The following is a 21,840-nucleotide window of genomic DNA, read 5'->3' as shown; positions in this document are numbered from 1 at the left end:
TTCCGGTCATTCGGGCAGCGGCTTGCCGGCCTGCTCGCGGACGATGTATTCGGCGTACCAGTCCGGCCAGTTCGCATCGTGTCCGCCGGTCCGCTTCTCATGCTCGCCATGGGCTGCCGCTGCGCGGCGGAGCGCGGCGGCGAGATCCGCAGATGAATTGAAAGTCGTGCTGTTGCCGTCGACGCGGCCCGGCAGCCGCTGCGTGACCTGCTGCAGCAGCCAAACATTGCCGTCGGGATCGTTGAAGGTGGCGAGCGAGCCGTAGCTCGGGCGCTCCGGATCCGGTCCCTTGATGCGACCTTCGGCGCCGCGATGAAACACCTCGCTGACGTCGGCGCCACGCGCGATCAGCTCGGCGCGCGCCCTCTCAATGTCGTTGACGATCAGGAAGCGCGGCAGCCCGGCTCCCGAGCCGAGATGGATCGAGGTCGGCGAACCCGGCGGCGTGAGTTGCACGGCGCGCGAGCCGTCGGGCCTGACGAAGTCGGCATCAAGCCGCCAGCCGAGGTCCTGGTAGAAGCGCTTGGCACGGTCGACGTCGGCGGCGGGAATGACGACGACCTCGAGCTTCAGATCGACTTTCGCCGCTGCCGGCGCCTGTTCGGTGGTCATGGCTCGCTCCTTGGTGATGAAAGACCGGGCCGAATGCGGCCCATTGCATTTGCGACGATGCCGGGCCATATTGCTATGAAATTCATAGTCACAAGACCGATGAAGAAATCGTGATGGCGAAAATCAAGGACAACACGACTGACCAAACGCTGTGTCCGGTCGCCCGCGCCGAAACCGTCGTAGGCGACCGCTGGACTGTACTGGTTTTGCGCGAATTGTTCGCGCGCAGTCATCGCTTCGAGGAAATCCAGGCGCAGACCGGCGGCACGCCGCAGATGATCGCTGCGCGGCTGAAAAAGCTGGAAGCGGACGGCATGGTGACGCGGCGCGTCTACAACAAGCACCCGTTGCGCCACGAATATCACCTCACCGAGAAGGGCGCGGCGTTCTTTCCGGTGCTGATGGCGCTGCGCGCCTGGGGCGAGACCTGGTGCAAATCACCGAGGGAGGGGCGCTCGATGAACTACACACACCTCGTCTGCGGCAAGCCGGCCGGGCTCGGCCCGGTCTGCGAGTCCTGCGGCGAGCCGGTACATCGCGAGGACATGGCCGGGGAACGGACGCCGAAATACCAAAGGGAACGCGACGCGCGCTGGGAGGCCTTCAAGGCGGCCCGCTGAATTTCCGACGCCGCCGGCGCAGGCGGACGACGCGCAAAACATTCGCGCCGCCGCAGCGTCTCGATCACACGGGGCCGATCCGGCCGGGTCCCGCATCATACAGGAGACCACCATGCCATTCGTTCGTATCGACCTGAAGCGCGGCAGGTCCGCCGAGTATCGCAAGACACTGGGCGAGATCGTCTACAAGGCGATGCGGGAGATCATCAACGTGCCGGAGAACGACAAGTTTCAGATCATCACCGAGCATGATCGCGGTGACCTGAACTACGCCGACAACTATCTCGGCAACACCTACAGCGACGATCTCATCTTCATCCAGATCACCCTGAATGCCGGGCGTTCGATCGAGATGAAGAAAGCGTTCTACAAGCGGATCGCCGACGATTTCCAGAGCCAGCTGCAGGTACGCCCGGACGATGTCTTCATCAACCTCGTCGAGGTTGCCAAGGAAAACTGGTCGTTCGGCAACGGCATCGCGCAATACGCGAGCTGATCGCAGAACAGGCATGCGCCGGACGGCGGGTCGCCTTGTCCGGCGGCTTGCCGCCGGCCGCTTGCTCCCGGCGTTGCCAGCACGCATAGTGCGGCCCGTGCACGAACAATAACAGGCAGGGGAGGCAAAACCATGAGGACGATCGCAGCCGCGCTGTGCGCGCTCGCGCTGATCGCAACCGGTGCGCAGGCACAGACGCTGAAGGATTTCATGGCCACGGTCATGAAGAAATGGACCGCGCCGTTCGAACCGTATGAGCTGATCGACAACATCTACTATGTCGGCACCGACGGGATCGCGGTCTACATCATCAAGACGTCGCAAGGCCTGATCCTGATCGATACCGCGATGCAGCAGTCGACCGGCATGATCAAGGACAACATCACGAAGCTCGGCTTCAAGGTCGCCGACATCAAAATCATCCTCAACAGCCACGCCCATCTCGATCACACCGGCGGCTTTGCCGAGATCAAGAAGGAGACCGGCGCGCAAATGATCGCCGGCGAGCGCGACAAGCCCCTGCTCGAGGGCGGCTACTATCCGGGCGACGAGAGCAACGCCGATCTGGCCTTTACGCCTGTCAAGGTCGACCGCACCGTGAAGGAAGGCGACAAGGTGACGCTCGGCGACACCACGCTGACCGCGCACGCGACGCCCGGCCATTCGCCCGGCTGCACCAGCTGGGAGATGACCGTGAAGGACGGCAACGCGCAGCGCAACGTGCTGTTCTTCTGCAGCGGAACCGTGGCGCTGAACCGGCTGGTCGGCCGTCCGACCTATCCCGGCATCGTCGACGACTACCGCTCGACCTTCGCCAAGGTCAAGGCGATGAAGGTCGACGTGCTGCTCGGGCCGCATCCGGAGGTCTACGACATGCAGGCCAAGCGCGCGCAGATGAAGGACGGCGCACCGAACCCGTTCGTCAAGCCGGGCGAGAACGCCAGCTATGTGGCGGGGCTGGAGCAGGATTTCGACAAGCAGCTCGCCAAGCAGACCGCGGCGCTGAAGGCCAACTAGCTGCACAGCGGGAACGTCATCCGTCATCCTGAGGAGCGCGCATCAGCGCGCGTCTCGAAGGATCGACGGCCACACTCGGGCCACGCATCCTTCGAGGCTCGCTCCGCTCGCACCTCCAGCGACAACGGCGTAGCCGTTGCGCGGGGATGACGTGGACCGCCTTGGCAATTTTCAGCCGTTGCCGCGGCAACCAGGCCGCCGCGGCTTGACATCGTCAGGCAATCCATCGACAGGTGGATTGCCTTTCCGCTTTTGCCGCGCGCAATGACGGAACCAAACAAGACAGAAATGGGAGCCGCCCGATGTCGTCGCGCAAACCCGCCGCCAGCAAAGGCAAGACCGTCAGCGTCAAGGACGCCACCTTCGGGCTGCTGCGCGCGTGGGGCATCAGGAAGGTTTTCGGCAATCCCGGCTCCACCGAGCTGCCGTTCCTGAGCGACTGGCCCGACGACATCGATTACGTGCTCGGCCTGCAGGAGGCCTCGGTCGTCGGCATGGCCGACGGCTATGCGCTGGCGACGCGCAATGCCGGCTTCGTCAATCTGCATTCGGCGGCCGGCGTCGGCAACGCGCTCGGCAACATCTACAACGCCTACCGCAACCAGACGCCGATGGTGATCACCGCGGGCCAGCAGGCGCGCTCGATCATGCCGCTGCAGGCGTTCCTCTATGCCGAGCGCGCCTCCGAATTTCCGCGCCCTTACGTGAAATTCGCGGTCGAGCCGGCGCGCGCCGAGGACGTGCCGGCCGCGATCGCGCGCGCCTATTACGTCGCGATGCAGCCGCCCTGCGGGCCGACCTTCGTCTCGGTGCCGATCGACGACTGGGCGCACGCGACACAGCCGCTCGACGCCCGCCAGGTCAGCCGCGAAATCGGCCCCGATGCGGCCGCGATGCAGGCACTGGTGGCCGCGCTAGGCGAGGCCAAGCGCCCTGCCCTCGTCGTCGGCCCCGCCGTCGATCGCGCCGAGGCCGTCGATCTCATGGTCAAGGTCGCCGAGAAGACCAAGGCCGCGGTGTGGGCGAGCCCGTTCTCGGCGCGCTGCTCGTTCCCCGAACGGCATCCGCAATTTGCCGGCTTCCTGCACGCCGCGCCTGGCCAGCTCTCCGATGCCTTGCGCGATCACGATCTCGTCGTCGTGGTCGGCGCGCCGGTCTTCACCTTCCATGTCGAGGGCCATGCCGCGATCTTCGACGGCGCGACCACGATCTTCCAGATCACCGACGATGCCGACGCCGCCGCGATGACGCCGACCGGCCACAGCATCGTCGCGACGATGAAGCCGGCACTGACGGCGCTGCTCGAGCTGCTGCCCGAGACCAGGCGCATCGCGCCGGCCGGCCGCATCCTGCCGCCGGCGCCCGCGGCCGGCGATCCGATCCCCGCCGAATACGCGCTGCACGCGCTGTCGGCCGCGATGGGGCCGCATGATGCGCTGGTCGAGGAAGTGCCGTCGCATCGTCCGCTGATGCAGAAGGCGATGCCGATGCGCGGCCAGGACAGCTTCTACACCATGGCGAGTGGCGGCCTCGGCTACAGCCTGCCGGCGGCGGTCGGCATGGCGCTCGGCCGCGGCACAGGTCGCACGGTCTGTCTGATCGGCGACGGCTCGGCGATGTATTCGATCCAGGCGCTATGGACCGCGGCGCAGCGCAAGCTGCCGCTGACGGTCGTGGTGATGAACAATTCCGGCTACGGCGCGATGCGCTCGTTCAGCCAGGTCATGCAGGTGCGCAACGTGCCGGGCCTCGATTTGCCCGGCATCGATTTCGTCAAGCTCGCCGAAGGCATGGGTTGCGACGCGGTGCGGGTGACCAAATCGGCCGAGCTTCCTGGCGCCTACCAGCGCGCTTTGTCGCATCAGGGTGCCAGCCTGATCGAGGTGATGGTGGATTCCGCGGTGCCGCTGCTCTACACGCAGAAGAGCTAGGGGATAAGCGCGACTCCCACGCACTCGTAAGGAAGGCACCGGCGGCCAGGTTCCCTCCCCCCTTGCGGGGGAGGGTTAGGGAGAGGGGTGCCACACGGCGTGCTCTCTCAATGTGAGTCTCAACGAAACCCGATCGGAATTGCGAAAGCGAGACTCACCGCAATCATCTCGCCCGGGGCTTACCCCTCTCCCCAGCCCTCCCCCGCAAGGGGGGAGGGAGCCCGATTAGCGTGCTCACCTCACGAGGGCGTTCTCACTCTCCAACACAACCGCTGACGGCGTCGGCACCTCGCAGCCGGTGGCGCAGCAGCGGCCGGGCTGCTTCGACACCCGCTGGCCCTCGTCGACGAGGCCGCGGCCGAGCAGATTCTCGACCAGCTCGGCCTTCTCCATGACAGGATAATTGCGCCAGATCTCGCGCTTCATCGCCTCCGGCGAGCCGCCGCCGTGCAGCGAGATCACTGAATACCAGCCGGCTTCATGCGAGACCGTGAGGTCCTCGATCAGCCGCGCCACCTCGGCGCGCTGCTCGGCCGGAATATCCGGCCGTCCGCCCATCACGGCAGCGAGCGAGGCGCGCGTCTCGGGATTGTGGTCCTCGTCGGGGCCCGGCAACGCGACGATCAGACCGCCGGAGACGTAATGCGCGACGCGGTGCATGTCGTAGATCTTGGTCGCCAGCAGCAGCTTGCCGATGTTCGAGAACACCGCATCCGGCATCACCGAGCCCGCCGGGTCCCTGGTGCAATAGACTGAGGAGGCGACCCCGCAGGCATAGAAGCTCTCGGTGATGGTGATCAGCTCGACCATCGCCTCGCGGATATGGGCGTGCTTCTCGGCATCGAGCCCGTTGGCCTCGATCATCAACGCGCCGGCGCCGATCAGGAGATCGCCGAAGCCGGCGCGTGCACCGATGCAGGAGTGGCGGTGATGCGTGGCGTAGGACGTGGTGAGGAAGCCGCCCTCCTCGGTCTCTCCGGCGAGGAAGACACGGTCATGCGGCACGAACACGTCGTCGAACATCACGACGCCGACCGACTGGCCATACTTCGCCGAGAACTTTGCGCTGGCCTCACCGGGCCGGCCGGCCGGGCGTGCGACGATGGTGACGCCGGGCGCATCGACAGGCACGGCGCAACACACTGCAAAATCCTTGTCGTCGGGCACGTGGGTACGGCACGGCATGACCAGGAATTCGTGCATGTAGGGCGCGCCGGTCACGATCGCCTTGGTGCCGCGGATCACGATGCCGTCTGGGCGACGCTCCTTGATATGAACGTAGACGTCCGGATTGGCCTGCAGGCCCGGGCGCCTGGAGCGGTCGCCCTTGGCGTCGGTCATCGCGACCCCGAGCGTCAGGTCCTGGTCCTGCACCTCGTGCAGGTAGTTGAGGAAGCGCTGGCTGTAGTCGGTGCCGTGCCGATCGTCGGTCAGCTTCGTCGCCTGGTAGAGCCCGTTCAGCGCATCATGGGTGAGATAGCGCTGGGCGCAGCCCGAGGTCCGGCACACCAGCCGCACGGCCTCGAGCTTGTAGAGCAGGTCCTGCGCGCTCTCATTGATGTGGAGCATGCGGTTGACGGTCTTGCCCGAGGTCGCCTGCCGCGCCGTCATGATCGGCATGTGCTCGGCGCGATGCGCGAAATCGTAGGTCACGCCGACACCCGCGACACCGGGCGCCAGCAGCGGCTCGTCCGCGACGCTCGCCACGGCCGCGCCGTTGACGAACACTCGCGGCTTGTAGCGGCGCAGGGATTCCCGGTAGTCCGCGGCCGTCATCAGCATGGCGCTTCTCCCTTGCTCATTTATTTGAACACTGTTAAATTATTGAACACTGTTAGAATTGAGTCAAGAACGGATTCGGCCCGATATGCAGATGCGCGAGAGCAGGAAGGAAGCGATCAGCCGCCACAAGCGCGAGCTGATCCTCGATGCGGCGCGCAGCGTGTTCGCCGAAGAAGGCCTCGAGGGCGCGAGCCTGCGGGCGATCGCGACGCGGGCCGGCTACACGCCGGCGGCGCTGTATTTCCATTTCGAGTCCAAGGAAGCGATCTATGCCGAGGTGCTGCGGCAATCGCTGGCCTCGCTCGGCGAGGCCGTCAGCGCCGCGGTCGCGACGACGCGCGGCGCCAAACAGCGGCTGCATGCGGCGGGCATGGCCTTCTTCCGCTACTACGCGGAGAACCCGCGCGACCTCGATCTCGGCTTCTATCTGTTTCGCGGCGGCATGAAGCCGGCCGGTCTCGGCCATGATCGCGACCACGAACTGAACGCCGCGCTGGAGGCCGCGCTGCATCCGATTGCGGAAGCGTCCGAGGCGCTCGGCGCGTCCAGGCAGAAGGCGAACACCGTGATGGTGGATTGCTTCGCGCATGCGACCGGCTTGCTGCTGTTGCTGCACACCGGCCGCATCCGAATGTTCGGCGCCTCGGCGCCCGATTTGATGGACGCCTATCTGCGCGAGAAGATCGCGCAACTCGGCAAGGAGTGAGGCCATGCTGACGATCGATCCGAGAAGGTCGCTGCTGCTGATCGTCGACTTCCAGTCCCGCCTGATGCCGGCGATCGATCAGGGCACGACAGCGGTGAGGAATGCGCGGCGATTGATCGACATGGCCGGGCTCGTCGATATTCCCACGGTCTTCACCGAGCAGAATGCCAAGGGCCTCGGCGCGACCGTCGCCGAGCTTGCGACCACCGAGGTGCGACTGATCCACAAGATGACCTTCGACGCCGTCCGCGAGCGCGAATTCCTCGGCGCGGTCCCACCCGACAGGCACCTCGTCGTCGCCGGCTGCGAGGCGCATGTCTGCGTGCAGCAGACCGTGCTCGGCCTCATCGACGCGGGCCGCAAGGTCTATGTCGTGCGCGATGCGCTGGGCTCGCGCCGCGCCGAAGACAAGGAAACCGCGATCCGCCGCATGGAGCGGCACGGCGCCGAGATTGTGACCACCGAGATGGTGGTGTTCGAATGGCTGGAAACCGCGGCGCATCCCCGGTTTCGCGAGGCGATTGCGCTGATCAAGTGATGAACCTCCGCACGCACAAGTGAGGAGGTCACCAGCGGTTGGGCTCCCTCCCCCCTTGTGGGGGAGGGTTGGGGAGAGGGGTACCACACGGGTGCTCTCTCGATTGTCGCAGCGGCACGCGAGCGAGATTGCGATAGCGACGCTTCGATCGATCATCTCGCCCGGGGCCACCCCTCTCCCCACCCTCTCCCGCAAGGGGAGAGGGAGCCTGACGAGGGTGCTCACCTCACATCACCGAGACATGCGCGATCAGTCTCAGCCACGAGTCACTTCCCGTGCGCTTCCCGCATCTTGGCCTGGATCTTGGCCATGCCGCCGATCCAGCGGTCGTAGTTTTCGGTCTTCTTGCGCATGTAGCCGAGCACCTGCGGGTGCGGCAGGATCAGGAAGGTCTCCTGCTCGATGCCCTTGAGCGCATCCTGCGCGACCTGCTCCGCGGTGAGATCGCCGTCGCCGGATTGCGGACCCTTCGGGATCGAGCGCAGCATGTTGGTGTCGACGCCCTGCGGGCAGAGGATCGAGACCTTGATGTTGTCGGCGCGGTGCGAGATCGCGAGGTTTTCCGCGAAGCCGACCGCGGCGTGCTTGGTGGTGGAATAGGCCGGGCTGCCGACCTGCGACAGCAGGCCCGCGGCCGAGATCGTGTTGAGGAAGTAGCCCTCGCCGCGCGTCTTCATGCGCGGCACCAGATGCCGCGCCGCGTAGACATGCGCCATCACATGGATCGCCCAGCTCCGCGACCATGGCTCGTCCGAGGTGCCGCCGGCATTCTTCGACAGCGGATCGAAGCCGCCGCCGATGCCGGCATTGGAGCAGAACAGCGCGATCGGGCCGAACATGCGCTCGGTCTCCTCGATCACATGCAGGATGTTCTTCTCCTGTCCGACGTCGCATTTGAAGGCGGCGCCGCCGACTGTGGCTGCGACCTTCTCGGCCGCCGCATGATCGAGGTCGACCACCACGACCTTGGACGCGCCCGCGGCGTGGAACGCCTCGCACAGCGCCTTGCCGATGCCATTGCCACCGCCGGTGACCACCACCACTTTCCCTGCCACCTGCATGGCCATCCTCCCGATATCTTTGCTTGCACGTTGTCAATTTGCTCACCCAACCCTGCGCCTCCCGTCATCCTGAGGAGCGCGTAGCGCGTCTCGAAGGATGCACGGCCAGGCTGGTGGCCGTCGACCCTTCGAGACGCCGCTACGCGGCTCCTCAGGGCGACGGTGAGAGGGTTGAATGGGCCTATCGAGAACATGATAGCCCATCTACGGCTGATGGCGAGAACTTCAGCTCGCCAGCACGACGTCGAACACGGCCGTATAGTGGCAGGCGGCGCCGAGCAGCACGAAGCAGTGCCAGATCGCGTTCTGGAAGCGCAGCCGCCGCCAGGAGTGGAAGATCACCCCGAGGCTGTAGAGGATGCCGCCCGCGAGCACGAAGCCGAGCGCCATCGTGGGCAGCGCCTTGACGACGCGGTCGTAGAGCATGATGCCGCTCCAGCCCATCGCGAGATAAAGCCCGACCGAGAGCCGGTCGAAGCGGCCGGGATAACGCAGCTTCAGCCAGATGCCGACGATCGCCACGCACCACACGCCGACAAGCAGCGCGATCGCAAAATAGCTGTCCTTCAGTTCCACGATGAACGGCGTGTAGGTCGCGGCGATCAACAGGTAGATCGCGGAGTGATCGAAGCGCCGCAGCACCCATTTGGCGCGCGACACCGGCCAGAGATTATAGGTTGCCGACAGCGTCAGCATCCCGAGCAGGCCTGCGACATAGACCGACACCACGGCAACGTCGAACGGGCCGGCATAGACCGCGGTCAGCACGATCAGCGCGGTGGCGGCAACCAGCCCGAAAGCGACGCCGACGAGATGAACGACGCCGTCGGCGATCAGCTCGGCGCGGTCGTAGTTCCACAGCGCGGCGCCGGCCGCGTGGATCGAGGTCGAGGCAAGTTGCTTCAGGCGAAAGACCGTCATGCAGGCTTTCCTGTGGGCCGATGAATATGGGTAGCGCGGGTGATGTGATGCGTTCAATTCCCTCACCATCCCTCGCCTGCAAAGGCGCCGGAAATGTGAAGCTTGATTTTGGCCCGATAATCGCCACCTTGCGGATGATCGCCCGCCTTTTTGGTCCCTCCTGCCGGGTTTGTCGTTAACCCTCCATGCCCCCCAGTTTCTCTGATATCGTCGAGGAAGCCCGTCTCTCGGCGCGGGCACTGCTCGACTATGGCGAGGGTTTCTTCAACCCGACCGTGCGGCTCGGCGTCACCGGCCTGTCGCGGGCCGGCAAGACCGTGTTCATCACCGCGCTGGTGCATGGGCTGACGCGCGGCGGCCGCTTCCCGGTGTTCGAGGCCTATGCCTCGGGACGGATCGCGCGCGCCTATCTCGCCCCGCAGCCCGACGATGCGGTGCCGCGCTTCGCCTATGAGAACCATGTCCGGACATTGGTCGAGGAGCTGACCTGGCCGAGCTCGACCACCGACATCTCCGAGCTTCGCCTGGTGATCGAGTATCAGCGGCAAAATGGCGCGGACCGCACGCTGACCCTCGACATCGTCGACTATCCCGGCGAGTGGCTGCTCGACCTGCCGCTGCTGAGCAAGAGCTACGAGCAATGGTCGGCGGAGAGCCTTGCATTGTCGCGCGAGCCGCTGCGCGCAAAACTCGCCGCGCCCTGGCACGCCCATCTCGCAACGCTGAAGCCCGAGGCCCGCGAGGACGAGCAGGCTGCGCTCACCGAAGCACGCCTGTTCACCGACTATCTGCGCGCCTGCCGCGACGAGCGTTTCGCGATGAGCCTGCTGCCGCCGGGCCGCTTCCTGATGCCGGGCAATCTCGCCGACACACCGGCGCTGACCTTCGCTCCGCTCGACGTGTCCGTGGACGGCAGTGCGCCGGATCACTCGCTATGGGCGATGATGCGGCGGCGCTACGAGGCCTACAAGGACGTCGTGGTGCGGCCGTTCTTCCGCGATCATTTCGCGCGGCTCGATCGCCAGATCGTGCTGGCCGATGCGCTCGCCGCGTTCAATGCCGGTCCCGAGGCGCTGCACGATCTCGAGGCCGCGCTCGCCGGCATCCTCGACTGCTTCCGGATCGGCCGCAGCACGATCCTGAGCGCGCTGTTCCGGCCGCGGATCGACCGCATCCTGTTCGCGGCAACCAAGGCCGACCACCTGCATCACCAGAGCCACGACCGCCTCGAGGCCGTGCTGCGGCGGATCGTGGCCAGGGCCGCCGAGCGCGCCGAATATGCCGGCGCCGGGATCGACGTGGTGGCGCTCGCCGCGGTGCGCGCCACGCGCGAGGCGCAGGTTCAGCGCGGCCGGGACAAGCTGCCGTCGATCCTCGGCACGCCGGCACCGGGCGAAGTCGCTAACGGCGAGATCCTGGACGGCGAGACCGAAGTCGCCACCTTTCCGGGCGACCTGCCCGACAATCCCGAGGAGCTGTTCAACGGCGGATTCCGCGGCCTCTCGAGCTCGGGCGCCGAGGCCGCCGATTATCGTTTCCTGCGTTTCCGCCCGCCGAAGCTGGAACGCAGCAGCGATGCGGAGCCGACCTTGCCTCACATCCGCCTTGACCGCGTCCTCCAGTTCCTGATCGGAGACAAACTGCAATGAACGAGAAGACGCCTCCGCGGCGGCCGGCGACGTTCAAGCTCGACGATCCCGGCGTGGTCGTGATGGATCCGGACGACAGCGGCCGCCTCATGCGCGGTACGATCCAGATCGTGCCTGAAGCGGAGCCCGCACAGCTGCCGGTGCCGGTCGATACGCCGCTGCTGCCGGCGCGCCGCGGCTTCCGCTGGGGCACCCTGTTCTGGAGCGCGGTCGCGGGCCTCGTGGTGCTCGGCACCGGGCTTGGCGTGCTCAACCTGGTCGAGGACCTGTTCGCGCGCAACGAAGGCCTCGGCTTCCTCGGGCTCGCGCTCGCGCTCGTCGCCGCGGTGGCGCTCGCGGTCGTCACCACGCGCGAGCTCGTCGGCCTCGCGCGGCTTGCCACCATCGAGAAACTGCATCTGCGCGCCGCCGAGGTGCTGATCAGCGATGACCGGGCCGCGAGCCGCACTGTGGTCGCCGATCTGCTCAAGCTCGCGCACCGGACCCCGCAGCTCGCCCGCGCCCGCAGCGCTCTGCAGAGCCACACCGATGACATCATCGACGGTGCCGACATGATCCGCCTCGCCGAGCGCGAGCTGATGACGCCGCTCGACGAGGAGGCGCGGCGGCTGGTATCGTCGGCCGCGCAGCGCGTCTCGGTCGTCACCGCGGTCAGCCCGCGCGCGCTGTTCGACGTGCTGTTCGTGTTCGTGGCGTCATTGCGGATGATCCGGCAGCTGGCGCGGCTCTATGGCGGCCGGCCCGGCGCGCTCGGCATGATCCGCCTGCTCCGCCACGTCATCGCGCATCTCGCGATCACCGGCGGCATGGCGGCGAGCGACAGCCTGATCCAGCAGATGCTCGGCCACGGCATCGCGGCGAAACTGTCACAACGCCTCGGCGAAGGCATGCTCAACGGCCTGTTGACCGCCCGCCTCGGCCTCGCCGCGATCGACGTCACCCGCCCGCTCCCCTTCAACGCCCTGCCGCGCCCGGCGCTGACCGATCTGGCGAAAGACCTGATCCGCAAGCGCGAGGAGGACGAATAACGGCGCAGGGTCGGCAAAGACACGTTTGCGCCGTGCCCACCATCTACGTCGTGGTCGCGACAAACACAGCTGTCGTCCCTGCGAAAGCAGGGACCCATACGCCGCAGCGGATATTGTGAACGGCGCTCGCCGTTACAGCAACGCAAGACAGCCGGCATCGGTGGTTATGGGTCCCTGCTTTCGCAGGGACGACATCGAGTGTGTTACGCGAGTATCTCTCCGCAAGCTTCACCCGCGGAGCGAGACCCCTCATCCGGCAGCCTTCGGCTGCCACCTTCTCCCACAAGGGGAGAAGGTGATCTCGCAAGGCTCTGAGAGCATCGCCAGCACGCGCCAGCGGAAGAAGGTGGTGTCCGGCGGCGGCGAGAGATCGGGGGTCCAGCCTGAGATCTTCTCCAGCGCATAGGTGTCCATCACCATGCCGCGCCAGCTCCGCGTCACGCGCTCCAGCGGCTGCCGCACCGCTGATGTCTCGCTCCACAGCGGCAGATTGTTCTCCGGCTCGCGCCCGACATAGACGCCGATATGATCGCGGATCTTGCCGATGCCGGGATCGGCAAAACCCTGGAAGCGGCCGCGCTCATTGATCTCGATCACGGGCACCCGCCCGCGCAGCATCCAACGCAGCATCGCGTAGGTGCGGTAGTCCGTGGTCGCGACCCAGGTCGCGCCGGTCGCCTCGACCTGCGCCAGCGTGCGCGCAGCCACCGCATCGTAGCCCGCCTCGGTGCCGATCGGATCGGTACGGCCGATCAGATTCCACGGCGCGAACATGTAATAGAGGAAGACGCAGACCACGAACACGATGCCGGTGGAAATCGCCGTCCGTGCCCAATACACCGTCGATTTGACCAGCCCGACCGACCAGCCCTCGAACGGCATCCGCGTCACGTTGATGGCAACCGCGGCAAAGCCTGCTGGCCACAGGAACATCGGCCAGGTGTCACCGACCCGCAAGGTCAGCGACTTCCAGAGGAAATAGACGAACGGCACCAGCACCGCGGTCGCCAGCAGGATCGCGACCGGCTCGCGCTTGCGATAGCCGCGCCATGCCGTCAGCCCTGTTGCGAACAGCGTTACCGGCAGCAGCACGAAGCCGACCAGGCCGAACTGCATGCCGACGAATTCGCCGAGGGTGCGCAGCGTCAGATCGCGTTCGACGGTGGCGCGCACCGCCTGGAAGCGGAACGAGGCCCAGGCATGCTCGGCATTCCAGATCAGTACCGGCGAGAACACGACGATCGCGATCAGCGCGGCAAGGTACGGATACGGGCTGCGCAGCCAGCGCCAGCGCCAGTCCGGCACCAGCGCGAAGGCGAGCACCGCCGGCACGAACGTGACCGCGGTGAACTTCGACAGCAGCGACAGCCCGGCAAACAGCCCCGCGGCAAGCCACCAGCGTCCGTCATTGCCTTGCGCGAGCCGCACCAGCGACCACAGCATCGCCACCGAAAACGGGATCAGCGCCGTATCCGGCGCGACCTTGGCCATCAACAGCCCGTAATAGAGCGCCGCCTCCGGCAGCAGCAGCGCCAGCATCACGGCGCGGACATTGTTCGATGTCACGCGGCGGACGATGTCGGCGAGCAGAAGCTGGGTGGCCAGCATCGCCACGATGCCGCCGAGCCGGACACCGAGATTGCTGTCGCCAAGGATTGCAGTGCCGAAGCGGATAAACCAGGCGACCATCGGCGGATGGTCGAGGAAGGACAGCACGTTTTCCTTCGACCAGGTCCAGTAATAGGCCTCGTCGGTGCGCAGGTCGAGCGCATGGGCATAGACCAGCCGCATCGCGGTCATGGCAACGATTACGGCGATGACGCCGCGCCAGTCCGGCGTGCGCGAACGGGCCGGTTTAACACCGATGTTATTGGAAGGGGCTATCGTCACGGCGCGCTTTTTGTTCGACTCTTAACGGAGTGTCAACGTTCCGCCCGGCCCGCCATCCCGGCGCGGCCGGACCCGTGGTGGTGTTCAGCGCGGGAATTAAACATTAGACTTGCCGATCATGAATCACATGGCCTCCCCCTCGCGCGAGCACCTGCAGGACATGGCCCGCGGCATCGGCCAGCGGCAGGTCCGCCTGGTCACGGGGGCGATCATGTTCGCCTACCTGATCAGCCATTTCCTGAACCATGCGCTGGGCAATATCTCGACCGAGGCGCTGGCGATCGGGGTGCACTACCACACCAGGTTCTGGCAGTTCCTGCCGGTCGCCATCGTGTTCTACTCCGCCTGCCTGGTGCATGCCGCGCTCGGTATCTGGACGCTGTTTGAGCGACGCGAGTTCCACTGGAAGGCGATCGAGCCGTTGCAGCTCACGCTCGGCCTCAGCGTCCCGATGCTGATCGTTGCGCACGTCGTCGGCGTCCGGCTCGGCCAGACCCTGTACGGGCACGAGAAGCTCTATCCGCAGGAGCTCTACACGTTCTTCATCGCGTCGCCGAACCGGCTGTGGACGATGCTGGCGGTGCTGGTGATCGCCTGGGTGCATGGCTGCATCGGCCTGTATTTCTGGCTGCGGATGCGCGCGTTCTTCAAGCGCGCGGCGCCCTTCCTGCTCGCGACAGCCGTGCTGATCCCGACGCTGGCGATGCTCGGCATCTATCAGGCCGGCCGCGCCACGATCGCCGACTACCAGGATCCCGACTGGCGGCGCGAGGAGTTGTCGGTGCAGAAGCTCGGCACGGCGGCGCAAGGGGCCATGCTGGAGAAGATCACCGATGACCTGACGATCGGCTATCTCGGCCTGCTCGGCCTGGTGCTGCTCGCGCGCGGGGCGCGGACCCTGCTCGAACGCCGCGGCGGCATGATCGCGCTGTCCTATGGCAACGGCCGCACGCTGCGGGTGCCGAAGGGGCTGAGCGTGCTGGAAGCGAGCCTGCGTTACAACGTGCCGCATGCCAGCGTCTGCGGCGGCCGCGCGCGCTGCTCGACCTGCCGCATCCGCATCATCGGCGATCACGCCACGCTGCCCGAGCCTTCGCCGCGCGAGGCCTTCGTGCTGCACCGGGTCGGCACCGACGATCCGTCGATCCGGTTGGCCTGCCAATTGCGGCCGACCGGCGACCTGACCTTCTTCCAGCTGTTCCTGCCGAGCACGACGTCGGCGAACGCGCATGCCGGCAATCCGACGCGGGTCGGCCAGGAGCGCTATCTGGTCAGCATGTTCGTCGACATGCGCGGCTCGACGCAACTCGCCGAGAAGCGGCTGCCGTTCGACACCGTGTTCATCGTCAACCGCTTCCTCGGCGCGGTGTCGCAAGCGGTCCTGGAGGCCGGCGGGCGGCCGAACCAGTTCATCGGCGACGGCATGCTGGCGCTGTTCGGGCTCTCGACCGACCGGCACGAGGCCTGCCGCCAGGCGCTACGCGCCGCGGCAATGATCGCCGCCAATATCGACGAGCTGAACCAGTTTCTGAGCCACGATCTGCGCGAGCCGATCCGCTTCGGCATCGGCATCCATGGCGGCGAGGTGATCGTCGGCGATATCGGCTATCGCGACCACATGGTGTTCACGGCGCTCGGCGACGCCGTCAACGTCGCGGCGCGGCTGCAGGACATGACCAAGGCGCTGGCCTGCGAGGCCGTCATTTCCGACGAGGTGCGCGTCACAGCGGGCCTTGCCGTCGATGCCCTGCCGGCGCAGGAGGTCGCGATCCGCGGCCGCAACGAGCCGATGACCGTGCGCACCGTCGAGGCAACGCGGGTGCTGTCCGCGCTGGTCGACGACCGGCGTGCCGTCGCCGCCTGACCGGTTCACCCCCTTCACCGAGTGTGACCTGCCGCACATCCGCGGATGCGTTCAACGGCGATGCTCGAACGCGTCCCGTGCCGGATGCGACTGACTGGCGATGGGTAACACTGCAACCGCGCCGCGACAGAGCTCAACGCGCATCTGAAGGAGACGACCATGCTTCGCAAAGTCACGCTTGCTCTCGCTACTGCAGCAACCCTCGGCGCCGCCGCGCTGGCGCCGACCTCGGCGTCCGCCAAGCCGTTCTTCTGGCATCCGTACCACCATCACTTCTGGGGTGGCCCGGGCATCTCCGTCGGCTTCGTCGACTCCGGCTGCTACGTCACCCGCCTGGTGATGACGCCCTACGGCTATCGCTATCGCACCGTGAACGTCTGCTACTGATCGACCCTTACTGTGGAATCGAAATGCCCCGGTCGCCTGATGCGGCCGGGGCTTTTCGTTGTTGCGACGCACCGCGGCGAAAGCTCAATTGACTTGGGGTTGTCAGGTGCGACATTTGTCGCCGCGCGCATTCCATGATGCGAAGGCGCGCAACGCAATCTGAGCCTGGTGATGACCGGCTCGGGACAGAACAGCTTCGGAGGAAGCGGAATGCTCGATCGACGAGACTTGATGAAGCGCGCCGGGTTGGCGGCTTTGGTGACGGGGCTGGGATCAAGGGGCGCGTTCGCCCTCGACACCGTGACACTGCCCTTCGACAACGGCGAACGGCCGCTGGTACGCTACCCGCAGAAGCGCCCGATGATCGGCCTGACCAGCCGGCCGCCGCAGCTCGAAACCCCGTTTGCGATCTTCAACGACGGTCCACTGACGCCGAACAACGCGTTCTTCGTCCGCTATCACCTCGCCGGCATCCCCTACGAGCTCGATCCGGACAAGTTCACGCTTGAGATCAAGGGCAAGGTCGACAAGCCGCTAGCGCTGTCGCTGAAGGACCTCCGGAAGCTGAAGGCCATCGAGCTCGTCGCCGTCAACCAGTGCTCCGGCAACAGCCGCGGCTTCTTCAATCCGCGCGTCGCCGGCGGCCAGCTTGCCAACGGCGCGATGGGCTGCGCGCGCTGGCACGGCGTGCCGCTGAAGACTGTGCTCGACATGGCCGGCGTGCAGGCCGGCGCCAAGCAGGTCACCTTCAACGGCATGGACGGCCCCGTCATGGAGACGACGCCCGACTTCGTCAAGGCGCTCGACATCGATCACGCGCGCGACGGCGAGGTGATGCTGGCCTGGGGCATGAACGGCGAGGACCTGCCGTTCCTCAACGGCTTCCCGCTCCGCCTCGTGGTGCCGGGCTATTACGGCACCTATTGGGTGAAGCACCTCAACGAGATCACCGTGATCGACAGCGTGTTCGACGGCTTCTGGATGAAGTCCGCCTACCGGATTCCGGATACACCGAACAACGCGGTCGAGCCCGGCACCGCACCGAAGGCCACGATCCCGATCAACCGCTTCACGGTGCGCTCGTTCATGACAAGCGTTGCCGACGGCGCCAAGCTGAAGGCCGGCCGCACCACGCTGCGCGGCATCGCCTTCGACGGCGGCAAGGGCATCAAGGAGGTCGTGGTCTCGACCGATGGCGGCAAGAGCTGGACACCGGCGAAGCTCGGCAAGGATCTCGGCAAATACGCCTTCCGTGAATGGAAGCTGAAGGTCGCACTTCCCGCCGGCCCTTCGGAGCTGAAGGTGCGCGCCACCAACAATGCCGGCGACACCCAGCCGATGGACCCGTTGTGGAATCCGGCGGGCTATCTGCGCAACGTCGTCGAAACCGTGCGCGTCACCGCGGCGTGAGGAGAAGCATCATGACCAGCAAGCTGCTTGCCTCTCTCGCTGCGATCGCGACACTCTCGATCGGCGCTGCGATCGCCGCGCCCGTCAACTACACGCTTCCCGAGGAGACCGCGGCCTTCAAGCCGGGTCCCAACCTCGACGTGGTGCAGAGCAATTGCTCCGGCTGCCACTCGGCGGACTACATCAAGACCCAGCCGCAGGGTGAGAAGTTCAAGAAAGACTTCTGGCAGGCCGAGGTGACCAAGATGATCAAGGTCTACGGTGCGCCGATCGACCAGGCCGACGTCGGCAAGATCGTCGAGTATCTTTCCGCGACCTATTGAGACGGGTCGGTCAATCCCCGCGCGCCCGCCAGAAGGCAGCGCGCGGGGCCATTGATCCAATTCGGGTCAGCGGAAGCCGGTCTTTTGCACTGCATCAATTGACCACGAAACAGGCAATCCGGCACCAAAACCCTGCAAAGCGGGTTGTTTCCGGGCAAAAACACACCGTGGTTTGATCTACCCAGCTTTTTTCAAACTGCTATCCTGTGCGGCACGGACAAGCCGGTTTGTGCGGGGACCGGCAGGTCTGTTTTCGATTGATTCCGCGGAGACGACTGGAATGCCCAAAGGTACAGTGAAGTGGTTCAACCCGACCAAGGGTTATGGATTCATCCAGCCCGCAACGGGCGGCAAGGACATTTTCGTGCATATTTCAGCAGTTCAGAAGGCCGGCCTTCAAAGCCTCAACGAAGGCCAGTCGGTTGAATACGAAGAGATCGCGAATCGCGGCAAGACGTCAGCCGAGAACCTCAAGGTCTAGCGCTCCGCGCGAGATCCAGCGGCGCACTCTCGGACACCATCCGGGAGTGAGGGCCGATCCAACATCACATGCGTGACGTTCGGCGGAGCGGGCACGATGCCCGCGCGCCACGGTATTGTACTTTTTCCGGCCGCCATCGATCGCGTGCCGACGCCTATCCTTTGCGCCGGGAAGACGTGCTGCTGCTGCGTTGGCGCGTCACAGACAGGTGCCGCCCTGCCCGGTGCCGCACGGCACCCGCTTCGACAATTCCTCGATCTTGCGCTTCGACTCCGCTTGCGCCAGCACGTCGAACACGCTCGACGGTGCGAGCTGCGTCGCCTTGCGGAAGTCCTCGGTGGCCTTGTCGGTGTGATTGAGCGCCTCATGCGCCTTGGCGCGGGCGAACAGCCCCTCCACCGTCTCCTTCTGCGCAATCGCCCGATCGAGATCCTCGACCGCCTTGTCGTAATTGCGCAGCGCCGACCAGGTGATGCCGCGCAACGTCAGCGCCGGCAGGTAATCCGGCCGCGCCGCGAGCACGAAGTTGAGATCCTTCATCGCGTCGTCCGGTTTCTTCAGCCCGAGATAGGCGCGCGCGCGCAGCACATGCGGAAAGGCGTCGTTGGGTGTCTTCGTGACGATCTGATCGAGCGCGGCGACGGCGCGATCGAATTGCGAAGACGTCAGCATTGCAAGCCCGCGGCCGAGCTGGGCCGTCGGATTGTTGGGGCTTCGCTCCAGCACGCCGTCGATATCGACCAGCCCTTCATCGGTACGGCCCTTGAGCATCAGCGCCAGGCCGCGCCACGATTTGGCGACCAGATTGGTCGGCACCAGCGCCAGCGCCTGATCGAAATCCAGCAGCGCCTTGTCGAGCTGGTTGAGCCCGACATAGACGAGCCCGCGTTCGGTGTAGGCCAGCGCCTCCTTGGCATTGAGCGAGATCGAATGGTCGTAGTCGGCGAGCGCATCCTGCACCTTGCCGGTGCCGGCCTTGACGAGGCCGCGCGCCAGATAGGCCAGCGCATTGTTCGGATCGAGCGTGATGGCGCGGCCGGCATCAGTCATGGCGTCATCGAACTGCCGCATGCCGGCGGCATTGAGCGCGCGGAAGGCCAGCAGCTGCGGATCGTTCGGCTTGAGCTTGAGCAATTCCGTGAGATCGTTGCGCGCCTCCGCCATCCGTCCGAGCCGCGAATAGGCCAGCGCGCGCAGCCGCAGCGCGGCCTCGTTGCGGGGATCGCCCCTCAGCACCTGGGTGAGATTGGCGACGGCACCCGCGTGGTTGCCCTGCGCAACGAACTGCCTGGCCTGCTCGATCTGCTCGTTGCCCGCGGCCGGCGCCGGCGTGGCTGGCCGTCCGGGTGTTGCGCCAGGAGCAGGTGCGGCTTGCGATGACGCGGCCGCACCTGACTTGGCCAACTCGGCCTGCATCGCGAGTGCCTGCTGGCGCTGCTGCTGGATCTCCTTGTTGTCGGGAAGAACCTTCAACAGTAGATCGAAGTCGCCGATGGCTCTGACGTAGTCGCCCTTGGCGCTGTAGAGCTGGGCGCGGGCGAAATAGGCGTTGCGTTCAGTCTGCGGCGCCTGCGCGATTGCGCGCGAGAAATCCTCGATCGCATGATCGATGTCGCCCTTGCGACGATAAGCCTGGCCGCGCCAGTAAAACGCGTTCGGCGTGCTGGCATTGACGGCGATCGCGGTATTGGCGTCGGCCAGCGCCGCATCGGGCTGGCCGGATTCGACATAGGCCCGCGCGCGTCCGACATGGGCGGCGGGAAGATCCTGCCGCAGCGTGATCGCCTCGCCGTAATCGGAGATCGCCTCGGTCCAGGCGTGCTGGTCGGCGCGCAGATTGCCGCGAGCCAGGAAGCCGAACGGATTCTTCGGCTCGAGCTCGATCGCGCGATCGAAATCGGCGTGCGCCTGATCGAGACTGCCTTTGCGCTGCCGAAGATAGCCGTGCGCGATCAGCGCGGGCACGAATTGCGGGTTCAGCTGCAACGCCGCATCGGCATCGCTCAAGGCCTGATCGATCTTGTTGCGAGCGATGTAGAACCGCGAGCGGCCGGTGAACGCCTTGGTCCGATCCTCAGTGGAACGTGCAGCATCGTTGATGATGCCCGAACACGCGGCCTCGGCCTTTTCCGTCGGTGGGCCGCCGCAATCCTCGACGTCACCCGCGCGGGCCGGGTCGGCGAAGGCAGGCCACAACAACAGCGCAAGCATCGGCAACAATGGGAAACGAACACCGCTGATCGCGGCATCGATGCAAATCGAACGTGAACGCATGTCGTAGCCTCGGGTTGACCGAATGCTGCCCGTCTTAACGCGTCAGTTGGTTCTTATGGTGATGCGGCGCGGTATGTTGACCCGAATCCTGGAGTTCGGTTCCAGCGTCAATGACGCAGACCGCCATCCCTACAATCAATGCGGATGGAACACCACGGAACGCGCACGGCAGAAGCGATCAGCCGTTCAATCTTCCGTCACCCACTGCGCAACGGTCATGACGTCGGGCGGTTGCAGATAGCCGCGTGGCCAGAGATCGACGGCCCACTCCACCTTGGTGGCGCGTTCGAGCAGAACGGCGGTGTTGTGCGGCGTCTGCCCCAGCGAAAACCCGCGGTAGTGCGGATTCCCGACGTCGTGGAACTTGAACAGGTTCCAGGTCTGCATCACCAGCATCAGGCTGGTCGTGTTGCGGGTCGTGTCCCAGCAGTCGTAATTGTGCTGGTCGTCGTTGGCGCGGAAGTCCGCTTTCGCGACGCGCTTGTTGGTGCCGAGAATCGGGCCCATCCGGCGGTCGAACCAGATCACGGCCTTTTGCACGGCCGCGCGTTCGGCGGCGGCATTGGCACGGCCGGTGGCCATGATCCGGGTCAGGGCGGCTCTGTCGGCCGCGCTGAAGTCGAGCATCTCGCGGCGCCGGCAGACGAAGCCGTAGCAGACCGTCATCGTCGACGCCGTTGGCGGATAGATCGAGACCGACGAATAAAGCTGCATGACGCCGGCGCTGAGCTCGGCCGCGGGAGCCGGCGTCATCGCGAACAGGGACAACATCGCTGCGCATAACGCGCCGGCAGCCCCGGTTCGCTTCGCACGTATCGGCTGATTGGTATCGTCCATGTCGCGGCCCCCA

General features: G+C 65.8%; 20 protein-coding genes. 13 read left to right on the top strand and 7 right to left on the bottom strand.

Annotation, left to right across the window (positions count from 1 at the left end; genetic code table 11):
- Nucleotides 1-6: 6 nt before the first annotated feature.
- Nucleotides 7-612: a VOC family protein gene (locus FBZ93_RS37365; RefSeq protein ID WP_146992490.1), complete on the bottom strand. Its 606-nt coding sequence runs from the start codon at nt 610-612 to the stop codon at nt 7-9.
- 113 nt (nt 613-725) lie between these two features.
- Here FBZ93_RS37365 and FBZ93_RS37360 point away from each other — a divergent pair, with 113 nt between their 5' ends.
- From FBZ93_RS37360 to mdlC, 4 genes are all read left to right on the top strand, one after another.
- Nucleotides 726-1,232, top strand: coding sequence for a winged helix-turn-helix transcriptional regulator (locus tag FBZ93_RS37360; protein WP_146992488.1), 507 nt, complete (start codon nt 726-728; stop codon nt 1,230-1,232).
- Nucleotides 1,233-1,344: 112 nt separating this feature from the next.
- A complete protein-coding gene (locus tag FBZ93_RS37355; protein ID WP_146992486.1) occupies nt 1,345-1,728 on the top strand; it encodes a tautomerase family protein in 384 nt (127 codons plus the stop codon).
- Between the two features lie 132 nt (nt 1,729-1,860).
- Entirely contained in the window at nt 1,861-2,745 is an 885-nt protein-coding gene (blaBJP, locus tag FBZ93_RS37350) for a BJP family subclass B3 metallo-beta-lactamase (protein WP_146992484.1), read from the top strand.
- Nucleotides 2,746-3,047: 302 nt separating this feature from the next.
- Complete coding sequence (gene mdlC, locus FBZ93_RS37345) at nt 3,048-4,676, top strand: benzoylformate decarboxylase (RefSeq protein ID WP_146992483.1); 1,629 nt, start codon at nt 3,048-3,050, stop codon at nt 4,674-4,676.
- A gap of 234 nt (nt 4,677-4,910) precedes the next feature.
- On the opposite strand, the gene FBZ93_RS37340 is transcribed toward mdlC, so the two are convergent.
- Complete coding sequence (locus FBZ93_RS37340; protein WP_146992481.1) at nt 4,911-6,458, bottom strand: 4-hydroxyphenylacetate 3-hydroxylase family protein; 1,548 nt, start codon at nt 6,456-6,458, stop codon at nt 4,911-4,913.
- A gap of 91 nt (nt 6,459-6,549) precedes the next feature.
- Here FBZ93_RS37340 and FBZ93_RS37335 point away from each other — a divergent pair, with 91 nt between their 5' ends.
- Together FBZ93_RS37335 and FBZ93_RS37330 are read left to right on the top strand one after the other, a co-directional pair.
- Nucleotides 6,550-7,164 carry a TetR/AcrR family transcriptional regulator gene (locus FBZ93_RS37335; protein WP_246667799.1) on the top strand — a complete coding sequence of 205 codons (615 nt, stop codon included), beginning with the start codon at nt 6,550-6,552 and terminating at the stop codon, nt 7,162-7,164.
- A gap of 4 nt (nt 7,165-7,168) precedes the next feature.
- On the top strand, nt 7,169-7,702 hold the full coding sequence (locus FBZ93_RS37330; protein WP_146992477.1) for an isochorismatase family protein: 534 nt from the start codon (nt 7,169-7,171) through the stop codon (nt 7,700-7,702).
- Nucleotides 7,703-7,968: 266 nt separating this feature from the next.
- Here FBZ93_RS37330 and FBZ93_RS37325 read toward each other — a convergent pair whose 3' ends face one another.
- Both FBZ93_RS37325 and trhA read right to left on the bottom strand, forming a co-directional pair.
- Nucleotides 7,969-8,763, bottom strand: coding sequence for an SDR family oxidoreductase (locus FBZ93_RS37325; RefSeq protein ID WP_146992475.1), 795 nt, complete (start codon nt 8,761-8,763; stop codon nt 7,969-7,971).
- A 225-nt stretch (nt 8,764-8,988) separates the two neighbouring features.
- Complete coding sequence (gene trhA, locus FBZ93_RS37320; protein WP_050423782.1) at nt 8,989-9,684, bottom strand: PAQR family membrane homeostasis protein TrhA; 696 nt, start codon at nt 9,682-9,684, stop codon at nt 8,989-8,991.
- Nucleotides 9,685-9,869: 185 nt separating this feature from the next.
- Between trhA and FBZ93_RS37315 the strand changes: the two genes are divergently transcribed.
- Both FBZ93_RS37315 and FBZ93_RS37310 read left to right on the top strand, forming a co-directional pair.
- Nucleotides 9,870-11,333: a YcjX family protein gene (locus tag FBZ93_RS37315; protein WP_146992473.1), complete on the top strand. Its 1,464-nt coding sequence runs from the start codon at nt 9,870-9,872 to the stop codon at nt 11,331-11,333.
- Nucleotides 11,330-12,361, top strand: coding sequence for a YcjF family protein (locus FBZ93_RS37310; RefSeq protein WP_146992472.1), 1,032 nt, complete (start codon nt 11,330-11,332; stop codon nt 12,359-12,361). The genes FBZ93_RS37315 and FBZ93_RS37310 overlap by 4 nt, the downstream gene beginning before the upstream one ends.
- A gap of 249 nt (nt 12,362-12,610) precedes the next feature.
- Here the strand turns inward: FBZ93_RS37310 and FBZ93_RS37305 are convergent, their stop codons facing one another.
- Complete coding sequence (locus FBZ93_RS37305) at nt 12,611-14,161, bottom strand: glycosyltransferase family 39 protein (protein ID WP_246667808.1); 1,551 nt, start codon at nt 14,159-14,161, stop codon at nt 12,611-12,613.
- Nucleotides 14,162-14,369: 208 nt separating this feature from the next.
- Between FBZ93_RS37305 and FBZ93_RS37300 the strand changes: the two genes are divergently transcribed.
- From FBZ93_RS37300 to FBZ93_RS37280, 5 genes are all read left to right on the top strand, one after another.
- Nucleotides 14,370-16,115 carry an adenylate/guanylate cyclase domain-containing protein gene (locus tag FBZ93_RS37300; protein WP_433995475.1) on the top strand — a complete coding sequence of 582 codons (1,746 nt, stop codon included), beginning with the start codon at nt 14,370-14,372 and terminating at the stop codon, nt 16,113-16,115.
- 159 nt (nt 16,116-16,274) lie between these two features.
- Nucleotides 16,275-16,502 carry a hypothetical protein gene (locus tag FBZ93_RS37295; RefSeq protein WP_021079752.1) on the top strand — a complete coding sequence of 76 codons (228 nt, stop codon included), beginning with the start codon at nt 16,275-16,277 and terminating at the stop codon, nt 16,500-16,502.
- A gap of 210 nt (nt 16,503-16,712) precedes the next feature.
- Nucleotides 16,713-17,912 (top strand): molybdopterin-dependent oxidoreductase, encoded by a 1,200-nt coding sequence (locus tag FBZ93_RS37290; RefSeq protein ID WP_146992470.1) that lies wholly within the window; start codon nt 16,713-16,715, stop codon nt 17,910-17,912.
- A gap of 11 nt (nt 17,913-17,923) precedes the next feature.
- Complete coding sequence (locus tag FBZ93_RS37285; RefSeq protein WP_146992468.1) at nt 17,924-18,235, top strand: c-type cytochrome; 312 nt, start codon at nt 17,924-17,926, stop codon at nt 18,233-18,235.
- A gap of 280 nt (nt 18,236-18,515) precedes the next feature.
- The gene (locus tag FBZ93_RS37280) at nt 18,516-18,716 is read left to right on the top strand and encodes a cold-shock protein (protein WP_021079749.1); all 201 of its coding nucleotides are present in this window, start codon (nt 18,516-18,518) and stop codon (nt 18,714-18,716) included.
- 198 nt (nt 18,717-18,914) lie between these two features.
- Here the strand turns inward: FBZ93_RS37280 and FBZ93_RS37275 are convergent, their stop codons facing one another.
- The gene (locus FBZ93_RS37275; RefSeq protein ID WP_146992467.1) at nt 18,915-20,990 is read right to left on the bottom strand and encodes a tetratricopeptide repeat protein; all 2,076 of its coding nucleotides are present in this window, start codon (nt 20,988-20,990) and stop codon (nt 18,915-18,917) included.
- Between the two features lie 186 nt (nt 20,991-21,176).
- Nucleotides 21,177-21,827 (bottom strand): hypothetical protein, encoded by a 651-nt coding sequence (locus FBZ93_RS37270; RefSeq protein ID WP_146992465.1) that lies wholly within the window; start codon nt 21,825-21,827, stop codon nt 21,177-21,179.
- Between the last annotated feature and the right edge of the window lie 13 nt (nt 21,828-21,840).

The organism is Bradyrhizobium macuxiense, assembly GCF_007993935.1.
Lineage (GTDB): Bacteria > Pseudomonadota > Alphaproteobacteria > Rhizobiales > Xanthobacteraceae > Bradyrhizobium > Bradyrhizobium macuxiense_A.
The sequence above is the reverse complement of the archived record's forward strand: the minus strand, read 5'-3'. Positions and strand labels throughout refer to the sequence as shown.

Excerpts from the sequence above, each read along its gene's own strand:
- FBZ93_RS37330 (WP_146992477.1), top strand. The coding sequence starts at position 7,169 with ATGCTGACGATCGATCCGAGAAGGTCGCTGCTGCTGATCGTCGACTTC.
- FBZ93_RS37305 (WP_246667808.1), bottom strand. The coding sequence starts at position 14,161 with ATGACCGCGATGCGGCTGGTCTATGCCCATGCGCTCGACCTGCGCACC.
- FBZ93_RS37340 (WP_146992481.1), bottom strand. The coding sequence starts at position 6,458 with ATGCTGATGACGGCCGCGGACTACCGGGAATCCCTGCGCCGCTACAAG.
- FBZ93_RS37310 (WP_146992472.1), top strand. The coding sequence starts at position 11,330 with ATGAACGAGAAGACGCCTCCGCGGCGGCCGGCGACGTTCAAGCTCGAC.
- blaBJP (WP_146992484.1), top strand. The coding sequence starts at position 1,861 with ATGAGGACGATCGCAGCCGCGCTGTGCGCGCTCGCGCTGATCGCAACC.
- FBZ93_RS37275 (WP_146992467.1), bottom strand. The coding sequence starts at position 20,990 with ATGCGTTCACGTTCGATTTGCATCGATGCCGCGATCAGCGGTGTTCGT.
- FBZ93_RS37335 (WP_246667799.1), top strand. The coding sequence starts at position 6,550 with ATGCGCGAGAGCAGGAAGGAAGCGATCAGCCGCCACAAGCGCGAGCTG.
- FBZ93_RS37325 (WP_146992475.1), bottom strand. The coding sequence starts at position 8,763 with ATGCAGGTGGCAGGGAAAGTGGTGGTGGTCACCGGCGGTGGCAATGGC.
- FBZ93_RS37295 (WP_021079752.1), top strand. The coding sequence starts at position 16,275 with ATGCTTCGCAAAGTCACGCTTGCTCTCGCTACTGCAGCAACCCTCGGC.
- FBZ93_RS37290 (WP_146992470.1), top strand. The coding sequence starts at position 16,713 with ATGCTCGATCGACGAGACTTGATGAAGCGCGCCGGGTTGGCGGCTTTG.
- FBZ93_RS37300 (WP_433995475.1), top strand. The coding sequence starts at position 14,370 with ATGAATCACATGGCCTCCCCCTCGCGCGAGCACCTGCAGGACATGGCC.
- FBZ93_RS37280 (WP_021079749.1), top strand. The coding sequence starts at position 18,516 with ATGCCCAAAGGTACAGTGAAGTGGTTCAACCCGACCAAGGGTTATGGA.
- FBZ93_RS37285 (WP_146992468.1), top strand. The coding sequence starts at position 17,924 with ATGACCAGCAAGCTGCTTGCCTCTCTCGCTGCGATCGCGACACTCTCG.
- FBZ93_RS37360 (WP_146992488.1), top strand. The coding sequence starts at position 726 with ATGGCGAAAATCAAGGACAACACGACTGACCAAACGCTGTGTCCGGTC.
- FBZ93_RS37355 (WP_146992486.1), top strand. The coding sequence starts at position 1,345 with ATGCCATTCGTTCGTATCGACCTGAAGCGCGGCAGGTCCGCCGAGTAT.
- FBZ93_RS37270 (WP_146992465.1), bottom strand. The coding sequence starts at position 21,827 with ATGGACGATACCAATCAGCCGATACGTGCGAAGCGAACCGGGGCTGCC.
- trhA (WP_050423782.1), bottom strand. The coding sequence starts at position 9,684 with ATGACGGTCTTTCGCCTGAAGCAACTTGCCTCGACCTCGATCCACGCG.
- FBZ93_RS37315 (WP_146992473.1), top strand. The coding sequence starts at position 9,870 with ATGCCCCCCAGTTTCTCTGATATCGTCGAGGAAGCCCGTCTCTCGGCG.
- FBZ93_RS37365 (WP_146992490.1), bottom strand. The coding sequence starts at position 612 with ATGACCACCGAACAGGCGCCGGCAGCGGCGAAAGTCGATCTGAAGCTC.
- mdlC (WP_146992483.1), top strand. The coding sequence starts at position 3,048 with ATGTCGTCGCGCAAACCCGCCGCCAGCAAAGGCAAGACCGTCAGCGTC.